Source organism: Bariatricus sp. SGI.161 (genome assembly GCF_050313695.1).
Taxonomy (GTDB): domain Bacteria; phylum Bacillota; class Clostridia; order Lachnospirales; family Lachnospiraceae; genus JAFBIX01.
Genome location: NZ_JBNPLX010000043.1, coordinates 1 through 17,981, shown reverse-complemented (window position 1 = coordinate 17,981; position 17,981 = coordinate 1). Strand labels below are relative to the sequence as shown.

Sequence of the window (17,981 nt, the reverse complement as noted above, 5' to 3'; positions counted from 1 at the left end):
TTAATATAAGTTTTCCTGGTACTTTCCATCTAATACGTCTTTCAGGTACTGTCCGTACTGGTTCTTTTTCAGTACTTCATAGACTTTCATGACTTCTTCTTTGCTGATCCAGCCATTCAGATATGCGATCTCTTCCAGGCATGCGATCTTACGATGCTGATGTGTCTCTACTGTCTTAACAAAATTTGTTGCATCTACCAGACTTTCATGTGTTCCGGTATCCAGCCAGGTGAATCCTTGTCCCAGAAGCTCTACATTCAGCTGATTGTCTTCCAGATAGATACGGTTCAGGTCCGTGACCTCTAACTCGCCTCTTTTTCCAGGCTTCAGGTTCTTCGCATATTCTACAACTTTGTTATCATAGAAGTATAATCCCGTTACGCAGTAATTGCTCTTTGGATGCTCTGGTTTCTCTTCAATAGAGATTGCCTTTCCATTGTGGTCGAATTCTACGATACCAAAACGTTCCGGATCATCTACATAATAACCGAATACTGTCGCACCTTTTCCAGACTCTGCATTTTCCACGGCCGCTTTCAGACGCTTCTTCAAGCCATGACCTGCGAATATATTATCTCCCAGAACCATTGCAACGGTATCGTCACCAATGAAGTCTGCACCAATAATGAATGCCTGTGCCAGTCCATCCGGGCTTGGCTGAACTGCATAAGAAAGATTCACACCATACTGGTGTCCATCCCCCAACAGTTCCTGAAATCTCGGTGTATCCTGTGGTGTAGAGATAATCAAGATATCACGAATACCTGCATTCATCAATACAGACATCGGATAATAGATCATCGGTTTATCATAAATCGGTAATAATTGCTTTGATGTTACCATGGTCAGAGGATACAGGCGTGTACCAGAACCTCCTGCTAATATAATTCCCTTCATAATAGGAACCTCCTTTGTGATGTATGTAATTATTATGTTCCCAATTCAGTCGATTTCATCCTGTCTAAACACATTATAAAAGGTGACCTTAGGTCACCTTCAAGTACTTTTTTAATTTTTAATAAACAAAATTATTCACAAATTTTTTCTCAAAAAAATCTTCTGTATAGACAAATGCATCTTTAAAAATATAATCTTTCAACCTCTGCATAAAAGGTGGTGTATAATTCTGATTTAACAATGCCTTGTTCTTTACCTGATTATAAATATTTGCATTTTTATCTGCACTACAAACCAATATGTAATAAACATGTAACTTAGCAAACTTAACAGGATTTACCACGTCAAAAATAGCATTTTCATATCCTTCTTCTGTCATTGTATAAAACATGTCTAATATCATATACCAATTTTCATATGCCTTTTTAATGATATTATCCTTTGTTGTTTTTTTATCACTTCTTATAGGACAATCTTTAAATTCAATCAAATACCATTCATTATTTTTGTTAATCATAAATGCATCTACAGTAGTAATAGGATTCTCCTTCAAGGAAGATGCCTTAACTTTTCTATACCCATCTTTTGCTAATACATCCATAGATACCACTTCTAAATCTCCACCACTATTACATAGATATCGTGATTCATCATTTGTATTATTCAGGGACACTTCATGTAAAGAAGATAAAAATGATAATTCTATTCCATTTCTCGTTAAATATCTCACTACTGTGTCTTTAAATACATCAAAATTACTCATCCTCATCCATTCCTATTTCATACCTAAGTTTATCTAATAACATACTGGGAGTTACCAGTTGGTTATAGATTCTTTCCAAATTATTTGTAACATTATCAAAAACTACTAATTCATCCTCCATTCTCGACAAATAAAAATTACTCTTGTCATTTAACTTATATTTTTTTACACTTAATTCTATAGCCTCCAAAAAATCACGGCTATGTGTTGTAACTACAATACTCAGATCAAACATTTTCTGCAAAAGAACAATTAATTCTGCATAAACCAATTGCCATTCAGGATGAAGATGAATCTCTGGCTCATCCAAAATAAGTACATCTTTTTCTTTAAGAATTCCCTTTTCCAACAGCATCTTTACTAATACAAAAGACTTTAACCCTGCTGAAAGATTCTCAAAATGAACTGGCTCTTGATATTCTTCTGAGCTTAATTCCCATTGTCCATTTCGCACGGATATCTTTCCTTTTGTTATCTGATCCAAAATATTATATATCTCTTTTAGACTATCTTTCGCCTTAACTGCATCAAATATACCTTCCATTAGATCATCGTCACTTAATCGTTCAATCAATTGATTACGAATTGTATTATTAGACAAGAAATAAAATCCTGTTAAATTATCCAAAACAAAAGGATCGTCAATAAAAAAAGCTTCATGCAAAATATTATACTCTGTCTCCCATTTGACACATTCATTATTTTCAAACTGAATTGATAATTCTTTATTTTTAATTACCAATGTTACCTTTGCTTTTTTTTCAGCTCCTTTTAAACATTGGATTTGAGAATCAAATACCTGTGTGAAAAATCTCTGTATTAATTCTAATGCAATCTCATAATCGTCATTTTTCTTTAACGAAACAATTTTATCATATGTATTTTCAAGAATCTCTTCAACTCTTTCTTCTGATAATTCTACATTATATTTTTTTAGAATATCTATTAATATCTTATGATATTTTAATTTATCAACTGTACCCTGTCTCACAAGAATATTGCTAAACTCTTTACTTATTCTGTCAGATATCGTTCTTGGTGAACGTAATTCATGCATAAATGCATTGCGCATACCCCTATTGCATACATCATATATATTCTCAATTCTTCGCTTTTCTATCTTTCCTTCTATATCATATAGAGAATTAAAAGAAGAATATAATACTTTTCCAATTGTACTTTTTGCCGAATTGTTTTCTCCTGCTATTACTGTAATCCCATCAATCATTATATCTGCATGCTTTATTTTCGCAAAATTATCAATAATTAATTTCATTTTAAAATACCTTCTGCCCATTTCATTTATTCATCTTGAGTTCAGTATAACAATAACTATTAAAAATCACAAGGAAAGATTCAAATTCTTGCCATCGTTTTGTCGACATTATCTGACAATAATCCCTATTATTTTAAATATGCTTTCGGGAAATGAATATCCCTGCTTCTTTCGTAATCCGAAATCCCACATCCGTCTTTCTCTTCACATACGCACGAAATTCCTTATACCGTTCCGCAATATACTGGCCCTGATTCCCATGGCAGGAAAGTACATAAGAGATTAATGGCTCCGGTTCCGGAACCAACAGATAATCTTCATATTCTCTCCATTCATTTTCCGAAAAGTAATCTTTTAGAATCTCAGCACCATTCTCTTTTCCAAACCGCTCATACAATTTATCTGCTGACAGTACGATTCTGTCATCGAATCCCTGAACCAAACGACTAACTTCTATCATATGGTTCCTTCCATAGGTACTACACAAGAAGCATCCTCCCGGCTTAAGTACCCTCCGTACCTCCTGACACACCTGCGAAACATCATCACAATAGAACAGAACATGGTTCGCCACCACCAAATCGAAACTCTCGTCCTCGCAAGGGATCTGATGACAATCGAACACCTGAAATGTAAATCGCGAATCTTCCGTACCAATAGCACGTCTTGCATCTCGAAGCATTCCTTCTGATATATCCGATAACGTTATTCCTACTTCTTCCGGTAACTTTTTCAAATTACTGCTCCATAATGTACCATCACCACAGCCAATCTCCAACACCTGCATATCCGCCCGCATCTCCATCTGCTCATAGATCCACGGAAACCATCCTTGTGGATTCTGCGAATACAGACTATGAAGATTTATCCTGGCAGATATATTCGATGCATTCTGATATTGGTTCTTCATGCTCTTCTCCATCCCAGTCAAATGAATCAGATTCAACATCTGATTCCAGTCTATGGTATGCTCCGCCTGAATCGCCTCAGAAGTATCCTTAATAGCCTTCTCCACCAGCTGCATCTGCTCGATACGATCTTGCACCAGTTTCAGCTGAATATTCAATGCATTCAACATAAAATGATAATCTGCATCATCAATGGTCATCTCCCTAATATCATCTAATGAGAATCCCAGATACTTCAACAAAAGAATCTGCTGCAATCTTGCAAAATCCTCATCTGTATAAAAACGAGCCCCCGCTTCGCTCACGAAGGAGGGCTTTAATATATCTTGTTTGTCATAATAGCGAATTGTCCGCAAAGTCACATGCGCCATACGGGCAAATTCACCGGAAGAATAATAACCTGTTTTTTTCATCATGTACTCCTTCCAGTGTATCCTCTCACCTGTCAAATTCTATGAAAATGTTGTCATATAGCCTGGATATTCAGCATGTCCAGTAGACAAAGTATCTCCATCCACTGTAACCTGAATCTGCTCACAATCATATACATCCAGGAATGTATTACAGATACTTCCCATTACAAAGTATTCACCAGTAGATCCCATGCTGGAAATATAAGAAGCGAATGCGTCATTGAAATCAAGTAATATTGTTGATTTTCCGTCTACAGTCGTTGTCTCAAATGACAGAATCTCAACATCCGCTGCAATTGCTCCTTTTTCAATCAATGCATTCAATACTTCTTCTGGAGACAATGAGTTAATCTGTACTTCCTCAGAGGTAAATGCTGTGGCATCATCATTACTGTAGTATATCGTAATACTAACAGGTTGTGGTAATGATTCCTGTGTTTCATTATTGGAAATGTCCTCATCAATTTCCTTTTTTGTCTCTATCGATTCCTCATTCTTTTTCGTATCTTCTTCCACATTCTGCTCTTTCTCTATGGATGTTTCCAACGCCTGACTTTCATCTGAAGTTTTATTGCAAGCTGTAAGGCACAACATTACTACCAGAAATAAACAGGATAACATTATTTTTTTCATGATTTTTCTCCTTTTTCTATTAAAATAATATCATTTTATCGTGTAATTCTCTCCCAGATTAGGATTATAGGATGGATCTCCTTTTTCAAGAAATCCTTTCCAACGTATTTTCATAAAATCAATATCATTCTGTGAAAAAAAATGTTCTTTACTTCTATTCTTAAAATAATATAATTCAGCATAAGGATTGAATACAATTAAAAAACCCTGCCTTCTAACTTTCAAGCAAAAATCAATAGCAGCGTAGGTCTCCCCAAGGCTTGCATCCATCCCACCAACCTCTTCAAAAACCTCTTTTTTTATCATCATACATTCTTCAGATACTGCACTTAAATTTTGCTGTAGAGATTCCCTATGCATATATCCAACATAATAATTAGGGAATCCCCTAAAAACTCTTTCTATGCTACCATCTCCCTTTACGACAACTCCCGCATAACGAATTTTGTTGTTAGTATAGTATAATTTCGCTCCCACTACTCCAACATGTTTTCTTTGACAGTTACATATTAATTCTTCTATACATGTTTTATTTTTCATCTTTGTCATTTGAGATAGCAATAAAATATATTCACCATTTGAAAATTCAACTGCTTGATTAATTATTTCCGACCAACTCTCATCCTTCTTGTAGAAATATAGTTTCAAATTACTGTCAGAAACATTTTCTAAGCGTTTAGAAAAATTCTCCTTTTGATTATCCGATACCATAAGTATAATCTCATATGAATGATAAATAGAACTCTTAAGGGAACGTATACAATTCTTTAATGCTTTCATGTTATTTTCATAAACAATAATTATTGAAATTAGTGATGTTCCCATTAGTTCATATTTCACATGATAAAATCCCAAATCTGAAGAATTCTCAACAGATCCTTTTTCACCGGAACGATTTAAGTGTTCTTGAATCGCCCTTTTTCCAGCCTCATAAGCATATATCTTACTTGCTGGGTTGTCAGCTGTTGAAGCATCGTGTATTCTCCAATGATACAACACTTGAGGAATATGCGATATTCTTTCAGTTTTCTCAACACAACGTAATATTAAATCATAATCTTGTGCGCCATTGTATTGTTCATGAAACCCACCGATATCATCAATCAAACCTTTTTTTACAACAAAAAAGTGGCAGATATAATTATTAGACCTTAACAAATCCAAATTAAAATCCGGTTTAAAATGAGGCTGAAAATGTTCTTGCGAATCTGTTGTTATCTTATCTTCATCAGAATAAATAATCTCCGGAACATTTTCTTGATTCAATTCTTTAACTACTTGATATAATGCATCAGGAGCAAGCATATCATCATGATCCAGCAAACCAATATAGTCTCCATTTGCCATTTGAAGTATAGCATTTGTATTTTGGGCAATGCCTAAATTATTCTGTAGTTTTAAAATTTTAATTCTATCATCTTTTATTGCAAAACTCTCCAATATTTCTTCTACAATCCTATTATCTGGATTTGCGTTTGCTACACACAACTCCCAATTACCATATGTTTGTGAACAAACAGACATTAACATTTCTTTCAAGAAGAGAGTCGGTGTATTGTATACTGGTACTAAAATACTTATTAATGGTTCGAAAAGGAAACGCTCTTTTTTCTGATTATCTAACATTTCAACATCTATTTTATGGAACTCAAACCACTCCTTATATTCTTTGTCAATAGTTTGATATTTTCTTCTAATATATCGCCATCCCTGTACTGTTCCATATTGTTTAATGCATAAAACTAATTTTTTTATTTTTTTTAACATTTTTCTCATAAACACATTAATCCGCCCCATAATTACTTATCCTGTAAATAATAATTTAATAAAAGCCCTTTTCTAACACATTACTTTTCTTTATAGTACTTTTTTAGTTTGATTTTTTCCCCAAAAAAATAATCTGTCTCATCTAACAAGTCTGCATTAAAACCTGCATTTGGAAAAAACGTTAATTCACCAAAATATATTTTATGATTTATGTAATATAAGTCCACACGAATACAAGGAAAATCTCCAGCCAGCTTTTCTGCAATTTCTATCATTTCATCAAACTTTTCAGGTTTTGGCATAGAAAAATCATCCGTCTCCCTCAATCCCTCATAATTATATTTTTTAAAATTCCACTGCTTATCAAAGTAATGAAATTTTACACCTCTTTGACGCTCTGAACATACTAATACATTATCAACTTTTCCTCCAAAACACAAAAATTTATAATCAGTACAATCATGCAATGAAATATCTTCCATATATTCTTCTATTAATATTTTAGGTTTTATTTTTTTATAAGGCCACTCTCTCCAATAATAATAATAATTTTGTTTTAAATGTTCATTAATTTTATTTTTCGCATTTTGAATATCAAAAGTATCTTTATTCGCGCATATCACATAACTTCCACTATCATGATTACATTTCATTACAAATTTTTGTGGCAAACAATTAAAGTCTATATCCTCAAATTTATCATATATACCAATAATCGGAAACAAATACTCTTCTCCCAAAGTTTTTTTTATGTACTCTCTAACTTCTATCTTATCGACCAATTTAGTCATAATTGGATCTTTATAATATATTTTCAACCACTGTAATTTCTCACTGAAAGTCTTAGGATTTTTCAAATTCAATTTTCTATGCATATGGTGTTCATAATATATTGGAAGAATTATTCTTGTAGGAACATACTTTTCTATTTTTAATTTCCTAATTATTTTCAATTTCTTATCCGCCGAAAACATATTCTTTTCTCCTCACATTTATAATGAAATATCTTTATTCATGTATTACTTTCAAGAACATTCTTCTGACTATTTTCGTCAGCAAATCTTGTTTTTCAAATAATTTATTATACTTCTTCAACTCCCGATTCATTTCATCGAACTTTTTATCTGCCCAATCACATCTTTGATTCAAATAAGTAATCATATTATCCCGAACTAGTTTATCATAATAATATCTATCAATTATACTTTCAAAAAATTCCTGACTATCTATCTGTGTTGGTCTATCCATTTCAAACGATACTATAATCTCTTGATTTTCATAAAAATTTCCTTTTAAATAAATAACCAAATCATCATAATCAAAAACAATCGTTTCATATATTGTTATTCCCGGAAAAAAAGACACTAAAACATCCGATATATTAATTTGAAAATCCGTTAACACTTTTCCAAAATGTTTACCAAGATTTATAGCTATATTGTCACATTCCTTTTGAGTAAAAAAATGTATTTTACATCTTTTATCTTCATTAAATTCCATTTCTTTATCAAGATACTTGTCCAAAAATACATCCTTGTACTCTCCAAAAAAGATTCTACAAATCGAAGTCTCTTTTTCTTGTTTATGAGTATGCCAAAAAAACCATGGGTTATCGAACACATTTAAATTAATCCAAAAGACCCCTAATCCTGTTTCCCATAAAGTATATGGAAATGTAAGTTGATCACGTTTTGCAAACCTAAGAAACATCTCAAACCATAATTGCATTGTCTGTTTTACTTTTATATCACCATGCCTACGGACTAAGACTGTGCATTCAGCTAACCCATAATGATGGGGAAACTTCTCATTCTCGATAAATTCTAAATACTCCTTAACAGAACAAACATCTTCCTTTCGATGAATAATACATGCCGCTGCTTCTTCATACACACAGTCTCTCAATCGATGTCTGAAACATGCCATACTATATTTATCCAAGGCGCAATATTCATTTAAAAACTGCTTTATATTTCCCCTAACTTGAATTGCTCCATCTACCCATATACTTATATCATAATTATTTTCAATTAAAGGATGTCCTAATATCTTTATTTTCCTCGATAATATCATATTACCCAAATCATTATCATCCTTGATAAATACTATTTTCCAAGATTGAGATTTTAAATTAATATTATTAGTAAAACAAATATAGTCTATTCCTTCTTCCTTTTCCACTTCATGTAAATCATCATAATTTCCTGTTATACAAGTATAAATGCAAACTTTTTCTTTCATCTATTCCCATTCCCTCTCACTAATTTAACACCAGAATCGCAGCAAAATAACTATACAGGAAACACTTAACATAACAATGCTTAACAGAGCATAATTATCAACTATGCCTATCATTATCTTTCTTAACTTTTCATTCTTCTGTAAACGCAAATTTGCAAATATTAAAAAAGAAACCGGCATCATTGGAATAAAATAACGCCCCTGTACCCCTGTTATAGACTGTGCACCTACACCATATCCATCTATGCTAATTGTCCAGTAAATATACATAGCCAAATAACACCCAAAAACTGATGCCATCACGCTTATAAGCACGACCATTCTATCAATTATTTTTACCTTTACTTTATCAATACTAATTTCAAAAATTCCCAATATTGGCATGCAAATTAAATACAAGCCCAAAAATGCACAAAACAAATTTGTATCTAATAAACCAAATACTCCTATTGTTGATGATACTAAATAAAGTCGGGTTTCCTTTAAGGTATTAAAAAAGATCTTACAATACTGTACCGGATGATGAATAACATAATCTATTTGCTTCGAAACAAGAATATCCGTATTTTTTGGATCTACCGCTTCTAAAGAAGGTGTAATAAAACGGAAAACCAAATATATACCTATAACTATTGCAAACAATATCAATAATTTCTTTACATATTCTTTTATATTACTTAATTCTCTTTTAGGCAAAAACAGCATCAATAAAAATAATGGTAAATATACTATTTTAATTGCAATAAATAAATATGCAATTATCCCAAGAATAACTATATATGGCATTGTTAATTTTTTTTGTGTTTCTCCATATGATAAACTAAATATTATTGCAGTTGCCAAAAAAGCCAAAGCAATTAATAATGTATCATAAGAAGCCGTTGAAGCCAAAAACAAAGCCATGGGCATTAATCCTACCATCGCAATAGTTCTTTTTAAAATAGGCGAAATATGAATACTTATTGCAATTATTATAATATAAAAAAGCAGATTAAACATTCTAGCGAAATATAAATAATACACAATAGACGGCAAACCAATTTGAATTATCTTTGCAATGAACTCCCCAAATATAATTCCCGAAGCAGGGATAATATGTGCTAAAGGATTTGTCGTTGCCGTTGAAAAATTATAAAATTTTTCTGCTCCATATTCCCCAGGTAATCGTTCTGAAAGATATATCTCTTTATACTCGAATGTTTCATCTAAATCACCTGCTTTTTTAGTTTGTTCTTCGATATAATTAACCAATCCCTCTGGCAACATAAACCCTATTTTACCGTTTTGCACTTCAGGGAACAAATTTCCTTTTGAAATCACATACGCCTTTTTAAAATGGCTATCTTCATCAGGCGCTTGAAACGGCGGTGTTAACACCAATAGAATCATTCCAAATACTATAGAAAGATAGATAAATCTTTTTACAATAGAACTATTGTTCATCTTCTGTCTCCTTTAAACTAATATACATGTCAACAATATCCTCTTCAATTTCATTCCATTGTCTTTTTTTTGCTGTTTGCAAACCGCCTTCTAGCAAAATCTCCCTCAATTTTTTATCTTTTGAAACTTTTTCAATTTGATTAACTGCCTCATCAATATCTCCTAAGTTATATAACAAGCAATTTTCCCCATCTCTTAGATATTCTTTATTCCCCCCATTTGGAGCAACTACAGCAATTCCTCCCGTGGCCATCATCTCCAATGGTGGATAAGAAAAACTTTCTAAAATACTGGTTTTCAACAAAATATCACAACTTTGATATATTTCTCCAACCTTATCATGAGGCACTCTTTGTAGAAATTTATCAACATAATACCATTCCTTGGCACCACCTTGGTATGATAAATAATATATTTCATATTTTTCTTTATCCAACTTTTCTACTATTTTAAAGCTTTCATCCACATTTTTATAATGGTCATCGCTATTGCCCTCAATTAAAATTTTAATTTTCCCCTCAAATTTTCTCTCAGAATATTTAAAAATACTCAAATCAATCCCATTAGGTACATATTTACTGTTCTTTCCAAATTCTTCTCTCAGCCATTCTTGGCACCACTTAGAAATTGTCAAATAATGAATCGGAACGAGTGCATTATATGTAGCATTTGCTAATATTTTTTCAAAATATCCATCTGGATTAAAATTAGTTTCAAAATTTTGAACTAAATATGCACGATGATACACATTGGAATAACTTTTTACAAAATCCAACGTACTCCACAAACTAGCTACTAAAGTATCAACATATGCTTCAAATCTTGTATCATATTTCTGTATAACAGGCACTCTACCATCCTTATTTACTATATCATTAGAATTTCGATCTTCATTAATTATAAACACATCATATCCATGATTTCTTAATATATTGCAATGTTTTATTATTACATTAACTCCTCCACTTATATTTGTCGTTGGTAATACAAATCCGAAATTTTTAGGCATTTTAGATAAAATATATTCTGTCAATCCTCTTCCTGTATATGTTGTAACTTTTTTCTTAGCTACTACATAAGCATTTTGTCCAATTCTTCTTCGATATTCAGGGTCAATAATTAAACTCTCAAGTTCATTCTCCCATTCTTTCTCCGTTTCGCACAAAATACCATCTTCTTTATGGCAAATCACATCTTCAAATGCTCCGACTTTACTTGCTATAGTCGGAACATGAACCAATCCTGCCTCCATCCACTTATTCTCAGATTTAGCTGCATTAAAAATATTATTTTCCAAAGGTGCAAGATTGATATCTACAGATGCTATTAATTCAGGAAGTTTTTTCCATTCTACAAAAGGGACTGAAATCACACGTTCTTTATAATCTTGAAGTTCTGTTGGAATATCAAGTTCCCCAACGACTTTTAAATATACCTGTGGATTTTTTCTCATAATTTTTTTAATAACAGGAAGAATCATATTAAAATCCGAATTATGAGTTATGCTTCCACTAAAGTAACCCAAAATCACCTTTGTTTCATCTTTATTAATATTTCCATATGCTCTTTCAGAATATTTTAGCATTTTCTCAGAGGCTACATTTCGATTAACATATACATCTGCTACATATTTTCTTAATTCATTTGCTAATACATTGGTCGTTGTAATTGCACAATCACATTTTTCTAAAGTTTTTCTAGTTCTTTCCACCCCATCATCATAAGTTTTTCTATCTATTGCAGACATTGTTTTTACATAAGGAATTAAATCTGTATATTTTTTATCAATCACAAGATCATCAATATCAAATATTACAGGTTTATTATAATATTTAGCTTGGTCAATGAACTTTTCAATCTCGCCAGTAATTGGACATCTAAAAAAAATAAAACCACGATAATATTTTAACATATCTAGTTTTAATCGTTCATAAAAAACACTATCCACATACAACCCAAAAGCTTGTAACTGCTCCATCTGATGTTGAACTCTATACCTGCTTGGGTGTGGTAAATAACAACCATTTATAAATAAAATATCTTTAAAACAATATTTAATTGGATCTCCAGAAATCACTCTTTTAATATAATTTTTCCCTTTTACTACTGCTGTTTTTACTCCTTCTTCTTTTATGATTCTAACTAGCTTTTGGTTTAATGATTCTACCTGTGCCATTATTCTTTTTCCTCCATATATAAATTAACAATCTTATTCTCCAAATTACTCCAATCTCTCATTTTAGCCGTTCTTATTCCACCAAGATATAGTTTATGTCTTAATTGTTCTTCAGAACATATTCTTTCAATTTTCTGGACGGCATCATCTATACATCCCTGCTCATATATCAAACAATTGTCTTCATTCACTAAATATTCACTATTCCCATCATTTTGGACAGCTACAACCATCCCTCCCGTAGCCATCATTTCCAATGGTGGATAAGAAAAGCTCTCTAATATACTTGTTTTCAACAAAATATCACATTTTCGATATATTCCCGCCACTTCTTCATATGGTATTTTATGAAAAAACTTATCAACATGATACCATGCCTTAGGTTCAGCATTATATGATAAATACCAAATTTCAAAATTCTCTGAATTTAGTCTATTTGTAATCAAAAAACTTTCATCCACATTTTTATAATACGAAGCGCAGTCCCCCTCAATTAAAATTTTAATTTTCCCTTTAAATTCTCTTTCATTAGAGCCAAGATTAAATTGTCTAAAAGATATACCATTGGGTGCATATTTTGCATTTTGACCAAATTGTGAATTCAACCATTTTCGGCACCATTTCGAAATAGTTATATAATTTACACCTGATTCTACAGCATACGTGACATTTGCTTTTAACCTCAATTCATTTCCTGCTTTATAAAAATCAGTTTCATAATTTTGAACCAAATATAATCTTCTTTTTATTTTTTCGTATGACAATAAGTAAGAGAGAGTTGTCCACATAGTGGCTACAGCAATATCCCAACTTCCTTTTATCATTCCTCTATTAAGCATTAATACAGGTAATTCTTGTCCATCACATTTTTCCCAATTAACAGAAGCATTCATACAAGCTAAAGAAACATCATATCCTTTCTTTTGTAATACACAAGCATGTTTAACCGCAACCATTACTCCCCCACTTATCTGCAAAGAAGGCAATACGAACAAAATATTTTTCTTACAATGATTTTTCAAAAACTGGGATAAACCATATCCATTTGTATAAGAAACACAATTCTTTTTGCAATGCTCATATGCTTGTAATGCAATTTTTTCCCTTTTGTCCGGCTCTTCTATCAAAGTAACAAGTGCTTCATTCCACTCTTCCAATGTCTCACACAAAATTCCCGTCACATTATTCTGAATACATTCCTTAAAGGCCCCAAGATTACTTGCAACGGTTGGTACCTGAACTAATGCAGCTTCTATCCATTTATTTTCAGATTTCGCTTCATTAAATACAGAATTTATCAATGGAGCTAAATTAATGTCAACCTGTGCTATTAATTCAGGTAATTTTGTCCATTCTACAAAAGGATGACACTTTACCTTATCAGAATAAGGACTCAATTCCTTGGGAACACACAATTCTCCCACTATATGCAATTTCAAATTATCATATTTATCTAATAGCTCGAGAATAACTGGTAAAATCATCTCAAAATCATCATTATGAGTTATACTTCCACTAAAATACCCCAAATCAATTGTCTGTCTTTTTACCTTATTTTTCAAAGCATTTTCTGATAAAAATTCCATTTTTTCAGATGCTGTATTACGATTAACAAATACTTGTGGCACATAATTTAATAGTTCTTTTTGCAAACACGATGTCGTTGTAATTGCAGCATCGCAATTTTTTAGCGTTTTACCCATAGCCCTAACATTGTCATCATATTGTTTTCTTTCCTGCATATTCATAGTATCCAAATATGGTATTAGATCAGTATATTTTGTGTCAATCACTAAATCATCAATATCAAATAAAACCGTTTTATTTAACTTTTTCGCCAATTGAATAAACTCACCAATTTTATCATTATAAGGACATCTAAAAAACACAAAGGTCCTATATAACCTTACCATTTCAATTGATAAATGTTGATAAAAGACCTCATTACTTGATATATCATAATATGCTAATTGTTCTCTTTGATGTGTAATTCTATAGCGAGCAGGGTGTGGTACTGTCGAACCACACCCATCAATAAATAACACATCTCTAAATACTTGTTCCTCTCTAACCTGTCTTTCAATTCGTCTCGTCTGAACATACGAAAAAGCCTTCTTGTTAAGTGCAACTATTCCTTCACTTTTTAATGTGCTTGTCACTTTTCCGATCAATTCTCTCATACTAAACCTCACTATTTAAACAATTTATATAATAGTCTTATAAAGAAAATCATATAGAATACAAATAAAATTACGACGAAAAATGTTTCCACATCAAATCTATTTGTTATCGTTTTTACAATCAAAGTCCCCTCAATTTTATTATTGTTTAATAATAATTCCGTATTAGGTTCAACTTTTTTTTCAAACGAAAAGCAAACAAAACTCTCCTCATCTTTAGAGTGCTGTTCAATTGTTAATATATATTCCTTTCCTTTACAATTTTCTATTCTATCAAATGGTAATTCATAAAAACGATTTTTCAAACTTTTTTTTGCATTGACCTCACCTTCAGCCACCTTTTTATCGGAATCTGCTTCACGTAAAGAATATTTAATAAAGACTTGGCTTATATCATTATTTTCTACACCCTTTATTCTTATCCCATCCAAATACTTATCTTGCATCACAAACCTTTGTTCAAGAACAATTGGATTGGATTCAACGATATTTCCATATTCACTAGGATCAATATTTCCGTCATATATTTTATGTGTTTTTGCAATATGTGCATAAGCAAAAGCAAACAACAAAATAGCTAATATGCACAATGTTCTTTTTATCACTTTTTTCATCGTTATACCTCTGATTAAGATTTTCTATATTCATTTGCAATCTCTTTTGCATCTCCAAAAGCTTTCACAACACCCTTTTCCAGCCATACAATTTTGTTGCATAATTTTTCTACCTGATTAATATTATGGGAAACAAAAAGTATTGTTGTTTCTCCATCCATCATATTCTGAATACGCCTTTCACATTTTTCCTGAAATCTGAAATCACCAACAGATAAAACTTCATCTACAATTAATATATCTGGTTTTCCTATTGTTGCAATAGCAAAAGCCAACCTTGAAACCATTCCTGACGAAAAATTTTTCACCGGAACATCCATAAAACTTTGCAATTCAGAAAAATCCACAATATCATCATAATACTTTTCCATTTCTTTTCGTGAATATCCTAGCAATGCGCCATTTAAAAACACATTTTCTCTAGCTGTCAAATCCATATCAAAGCCAGCCCCTAATTCAATTAACGGTGCTATGCTCCCATTAACTGTAACAGTACCTTTAGTTGGTTTTAACACACCGGCTATTGTCTTTAACATGGTACTTTTCCCACTTCCATTTAATCCGATCAATCCCAACGCATCACCTTTTTTCAATTCAAAAGAAACATCTTTCAACGCCCAAAATTCATCATACGAAACTTGCTTTTTTAAGCTTTTTATCACATATTCTTTAAAGCTATCGAATTTTTCAGACGACAGGTTAAATCTCATATAAACATGATCTACACAAATCATCGTTTGCTTTTCCATATTCTTCTCCTATTAACTAAATATTTAAAATAAATTGATCTTGATTTTTATAAAACACATATAAACCTATCCCCAATGCTAGCACAGTCTCAACAAAAGCTATTACAATTCCTACAAGACTTGGTAAATTTCCATTTAGCATTACATCACGAAACATAAGTAATATATTCGTCACAGGATTGGCCCTTACAATAGGTGCTAACCAATTCGGTAATATAGACATAGGATAAATCACAGGGGTCAAATACATTAATGCAGTTGTAAACACTGAATACAGATGCATAATATCCCTAAATTTTACTGTAATCGCAGCCAATATTAATCCAATTCCTAATGAAAACATAACCAGAAACAATAATGGAATTGGTGCCAATATAACCGTCCAACTCAATTCAACACGTAATGCCAACATTACTAACATTAAAGCCGTAAAAGAAGCCATCAAATTAATAAAACTAGAAAACACTCTAGATAATACAAATAGATATTTAGGTACATATATCTTTTTAATTAATGAACTATTACTAATAATAGCCCCCATTGATGATGTTGTTGTATCATTAAAAAAATTAAAAATCACTTGTCCACTCAAAAGATACAAAGGGAAATTTTCGATATCAAATTTAAACAAATTAGAAAACACAACCGATAATACCATCATCATAAAAAGAGGATTAAGTAATGTCCACAGCACACCTAATACCGATCTTCTATATTTTATTTTAATATCGCGAGCCACAAGTTCTTTTAACAACGGTTGAAACCTCAAAAAATTTTGGATATATTGAGTCACTCCTATACCTCCATCATTTACATATTTACTTTATCATATTATTCATTGTAAAATATTCATTTACATGATTAAGCAATCTAATTTACTATATCATTTTTTCTCTTTTTTGGCAAGCGAATCACATCTCACCCAGCGGTGAGGAATATATTTAATTGTTCCTATCCCATAGAATACCATCTCATTTTTTATAAGCTATCCACAATTTTCTTGTTTTTTTTGGCTGTTATGCACACTTGATGGGGCTATTGCACCAATTTCTGAAATTTGTGGATAAATATTCTATTGTTCTGTTGGGATAAATATTCTATTGTTCTATCTTCCATTCAACCACCACCTGTGCTAAAATAACCTTGTTATTCCAGTTACACCGTTGTGTATCTGAAAATGTAGGATACATCTTCTTCCGTTACTGTCAGTCCGCGAAATTTTTCCAGTAGCCCAGAAGATGTATTTTTTATTGTCTGCCTCAGTTCTCTTATATATGTGGATTCCACGCCAGAGAAAGTTGCATCACGATATCCGAGATCTGCGTCAGTAAATAATGGTACTTCATCGCATTGCTGTTCCTGCTGTTCAAGCGTTCAATACGGTACAGCCCGTTCTTTTTCTTTTGGTTATTAAACCCTTCATTTTTTATTTTCCAACACTCTCTTCCAGAAGATAATAATACTCTCCCCTGCTATTACGACTTTGGAAGTATGTACTGTCAAATCCCCATCTCCAACAGAGGTTATTAGAGTTCGTTTTTCATGACAGCATATATTGTACTTGAGTTTACGCCAAGGTAAATGGTTATTGAGCGTTTATGCGCCAAGCATCATTGTACAGTCTTTCATTCATGCTAGAAAGAACAATAATTAGAAAACCGGCAGAAAAATTTTCAGTGGAAGCCTTGACCGAGGATTCCAAACTATAGAAATCTTTTGGATTTTTCAAAAATTTGTCCTCAACTGTAGCCCGATGTGATTTCTGTTTGTCAGACCAAAGATTGGCCTCCACCTTCCTTTAGATTTCCTTCACATTAATCATGGTTTCTGTCATAAATAGGACCCCTTTGGTCTCGGCTGTATCCTTCTCAATACTAGAGTGGATTAGGAACTTTCATCCCTTAGCGACGTGCGCCGCCAG

The 17,981-nt window shown here is 32.1% G+C and carries 14 protein-coding genes; all 14 read right to left on the bottom strand.

From position 1 onward, the window contains the following. The gene (rfbA, locus tag ACQRBH_RS16145) at nt 1–897 is read right to left on the bottom strand and encodes a glucose-1-phosphate thymidylyltransferase RfbA (protein WP_235232120.1); all 897 of its coding nucleotides are present in this window, start codon (nt 895–897) and stop codon (nt 1–3) included. Between the two features lie 118 nt (nt 898–1,015). Beyond that, nucleotides 1,016–1,660, bottom strand: a complete 645-nt coding sequence (locus ACQRBH_RS16140; RefSeq protein WP_427762483.1) for a hypothetical protein — start codon at nt 1,658–1,660, stop codon at nt 1,016–1,018. Next, nucleotides 1,653–2,936 (bottom strand): AAA family ATPase, encoded by a 1,284-nt coding sequence (locus tag ACQRBH_RS16135; RefSeq protein ID WP_235232118.1) that lies wholly within the window; start codon nt 2,934–2,936, stop codon nt 1,653–1,655. Before ACQRBH_RS16135 ends, ACQRBH_RS16140 begins: the two co-directional genes overlap by 8 nt. Before the next feature lie 133 nt (nt 2,937–3,069). After that, a complete protein-coding gene (locus tag ACQRBH_RS16130; RefSeq protein ID WP_427762485.1) occupies nt 3,070–4,257 on the bottom strand; it encodes a MerR family transcriptional regulator in 1,188 nt (395 codons plus the stop codon). Between the two features lie 39 nt (nt 4,258–4,296). Next, nucleotides 4,297–4,890 (bottom strand): GerMN domain-containing protein, encoded by a 594-nt coding sequence (locus ACQRBH_RS16125; RefSeq protein ID WP_427762481.1) that lies wholly within the window; start codon nt 4,888–4,890, stop codon nt 4,297–4,299. Between the two features lie 30 nt (nt 4,891–4,920). Further along, on the bottom strand, nt 4,921–6,687 hold the full coding sequence (locus tag ACQRBH_RS16120; RefSeq protein WP_347376554.1) for a glycosyltransferase family 2 protein: 1,767 nt from the start codon (nt 6,685–6,687) through the stop codon (nt 4,921–4,923). 50 nt (nt 6,688–6,737) lie between these two features. Further along, nucleotides 6,738–7,631: an ATP-grasp fold amidoligase family protein gene (locus ACQRBH_RS16115; protein ID WP_347376555.1), complete on the bottom strand. Its 894-nt coding sequence runs from the start codon at nt 7,629–7,631 to the stop codon at nt 6,738–6,740. Between the two features lie 34 nt (nt 7,632–7,665). Continuing rightward, nucleotides 7,666–8,898 (bottom strand): glycosyltransferase domain-containing protein, encoded by a 1,233-nt coding sequence (locus tag ACQRBH_RS16110; RefSeq protein ID WP_347376556.1) that lies wholly within the window; start codon nt 8,896–8,898, stop codon nt 7,666–7,668. A 24-nt stretch (nt 8,899–8,922) separates the two neighbouring features. Beyond that, entirely contained in the window at nt 8,923–10,341 is a 1,419-nt protein-coding gene (locus tag ACQRBH_RS16105; protein WP_427762480.1) for a DUF2142 domain-containing protein, read from the bottom strand. Then, nucleotides 10,331–12,517, bottom strand: a complete 2,187-nt coding sequence (locus ACQRBH_RS16100; protein ID WP_347376558.1) for a glycosyltransferase — start codon at nt 12,515–12,517, stop codon at nt 10,331–10,333. Before ACQRBH_RS16100 ends, ACQRBH_RS16105 begins: the two co-directional genes overlap by 11 nt. Next, entirely contained in the window at nt 12,517–14,697 is a 2,181-nt protein-coding gene (locus ACQRBH_RS16095; protein ID WP_347376559.1) for a glycosyltransferase, read from the bottom strand. The genes ACQRBH_RS16100 and ACQRBH_RS16095 overlap by 1 nt, the downstream gene beginning before the upstream one ends. An 11-nt stretch (nt 14,698–14,708) precedes the next feature. Next, the gene (locus ACQRBH_RS16090) at nt 14,709–15,311 is read right to left on the bottom strand and encodes a hypothetical protein (protein WP_347376560.1); all 603 of its coding nucleotides are present in this window, start codon (nt 15,309–15,311) and stop codon (nt 14,709–14,711) included. Nucleotides 15,312–15,325: 14 nt separating this feature from the next. Then, on the bottom strand, nt 15,326–16,060 hold the full coding sequence (locus ACQRBH_RS16085) for an ABC transporter ATP-binding protein (RefSeq protein ID WP_347376561.1): 735 nt from the start codon (nt 16,058–16,060) through the stop codon (nt 15,326–15,328). Nucleotides 16,061–16,076: 16 nt separating this feature from the next. Beyond that, a complete protein-coding gene (locus tag ACQRBH_RS16080; RefSeq protein ID WP_347376562.1) occupies nt 16,077–16,853 on the bottom strand; it encodes an ABC transporter permease in 777 nt (258 codons plus the stop codon). Nucleotides 16,854–17,981 lie beyond the last annotated feature (1,128 nt).

What these genes read in the sequence shown, in the direction of transcription:
- rfbA (WP_235232120.1), bottom strand. Translation starts at nt 897, where the DNA reads ATGAAGGGAATTATATTAGCAGGAGGTTCTGGTACACGCCTGTATCCT.
- ACQRBH_RS16140 (WP_427762483.1), bottom strand. Translation starts at nt 1,660, where the DNA reads ATGAGTAATTTTGATGTATTTAAAGACACAGTAGTGAGATATTTAACG.
- ACQRBH_RS16135 (WP_235232118.1), bottom strand. Translation starts at nt 2,936, where the DNA reads ATGAAATTAATTATTGATAATTTTGCGAAAATAAAGCATGCAGATATA.
- ACQRBH_RS16130 (WP_427762485.1), bottom strand. Translation starts at nt 4,257, where the DNA reads ATGAAAAAAACAGGTTATTATTCTTCCGGTGAATTTGCCCGTATGGCG.
- ACQRBH_RS16125 (WP_427762481.1), bottom strand. Translation starts at nt 4,890, where the DNA reads ATGAAAAAAATAATGTTATCCTGTTTATTTCTGGTAGTAATGTTGTGC.
- ACQRBH_RS16120 (WP_347376554.1), bottom strand. Translation starts at nt 6,687, where the DNA reads ATGGGGCGGATTAATGTGTTTATGAGAAAAATGTTAAAAAAAATAAAA.
- ACQRBH_RS16115 (WP_347376555.1), bottom strand. Translation starts at nt 7,631, where the DNA reads ATGTTTTCGGCGGATAAGAAATTGAAAATAATTAGGAAATTAAAAATA.
- ACQRBH_RS16110 (WP_347376556.1), bottom strand. Translation starts at nt 8,898, where the DNA reads ATGAAAGAAAAAGTTTGCATTTATACTTGTATAACAGGAAATTATGAT.
- ACQRBH_RS16105 (WP_427762480.1), bottom strand. Translation starts at nt 10,341, where the DNA reads ATGAACAATAGTTCTATTGTAAAAAGATTTATCTATCTTTCTATAGTA.
- ACQRBH_RS16100 (WP_347376558.1), bottom strand. Translation starts at nt 12,517, where the DNA reads ATGGCACAGGTAGAATCATTAAACCAAAAGCTAGTTAGAATCATAAAA.
- ACQRBH_RS16095 (WP_347376559.1), bottom strand. Translation starts at nt 14,697, where the DNA reads ATGAGAGAATTGATCGGAAAAGTGACAAGCACATTAAAAAGTGAAGGA.
- ACQRBH_RS16090 (WP_347376560.1), bottom strand. Translation starts at nt 15,311, where the DNA reads ATGAAAAAAGTGATAAAAAGAACATTGTGCATATTAGCTATTTTGTTG.
- ACQRBH_RS16085 (WP_347376561.1), bottom strand. Translation starts at nt 16,060, where the DNA reads ATGGAAAAGCAAACGATGATTTGTGTAGATCATGTTTATATGAGATTT.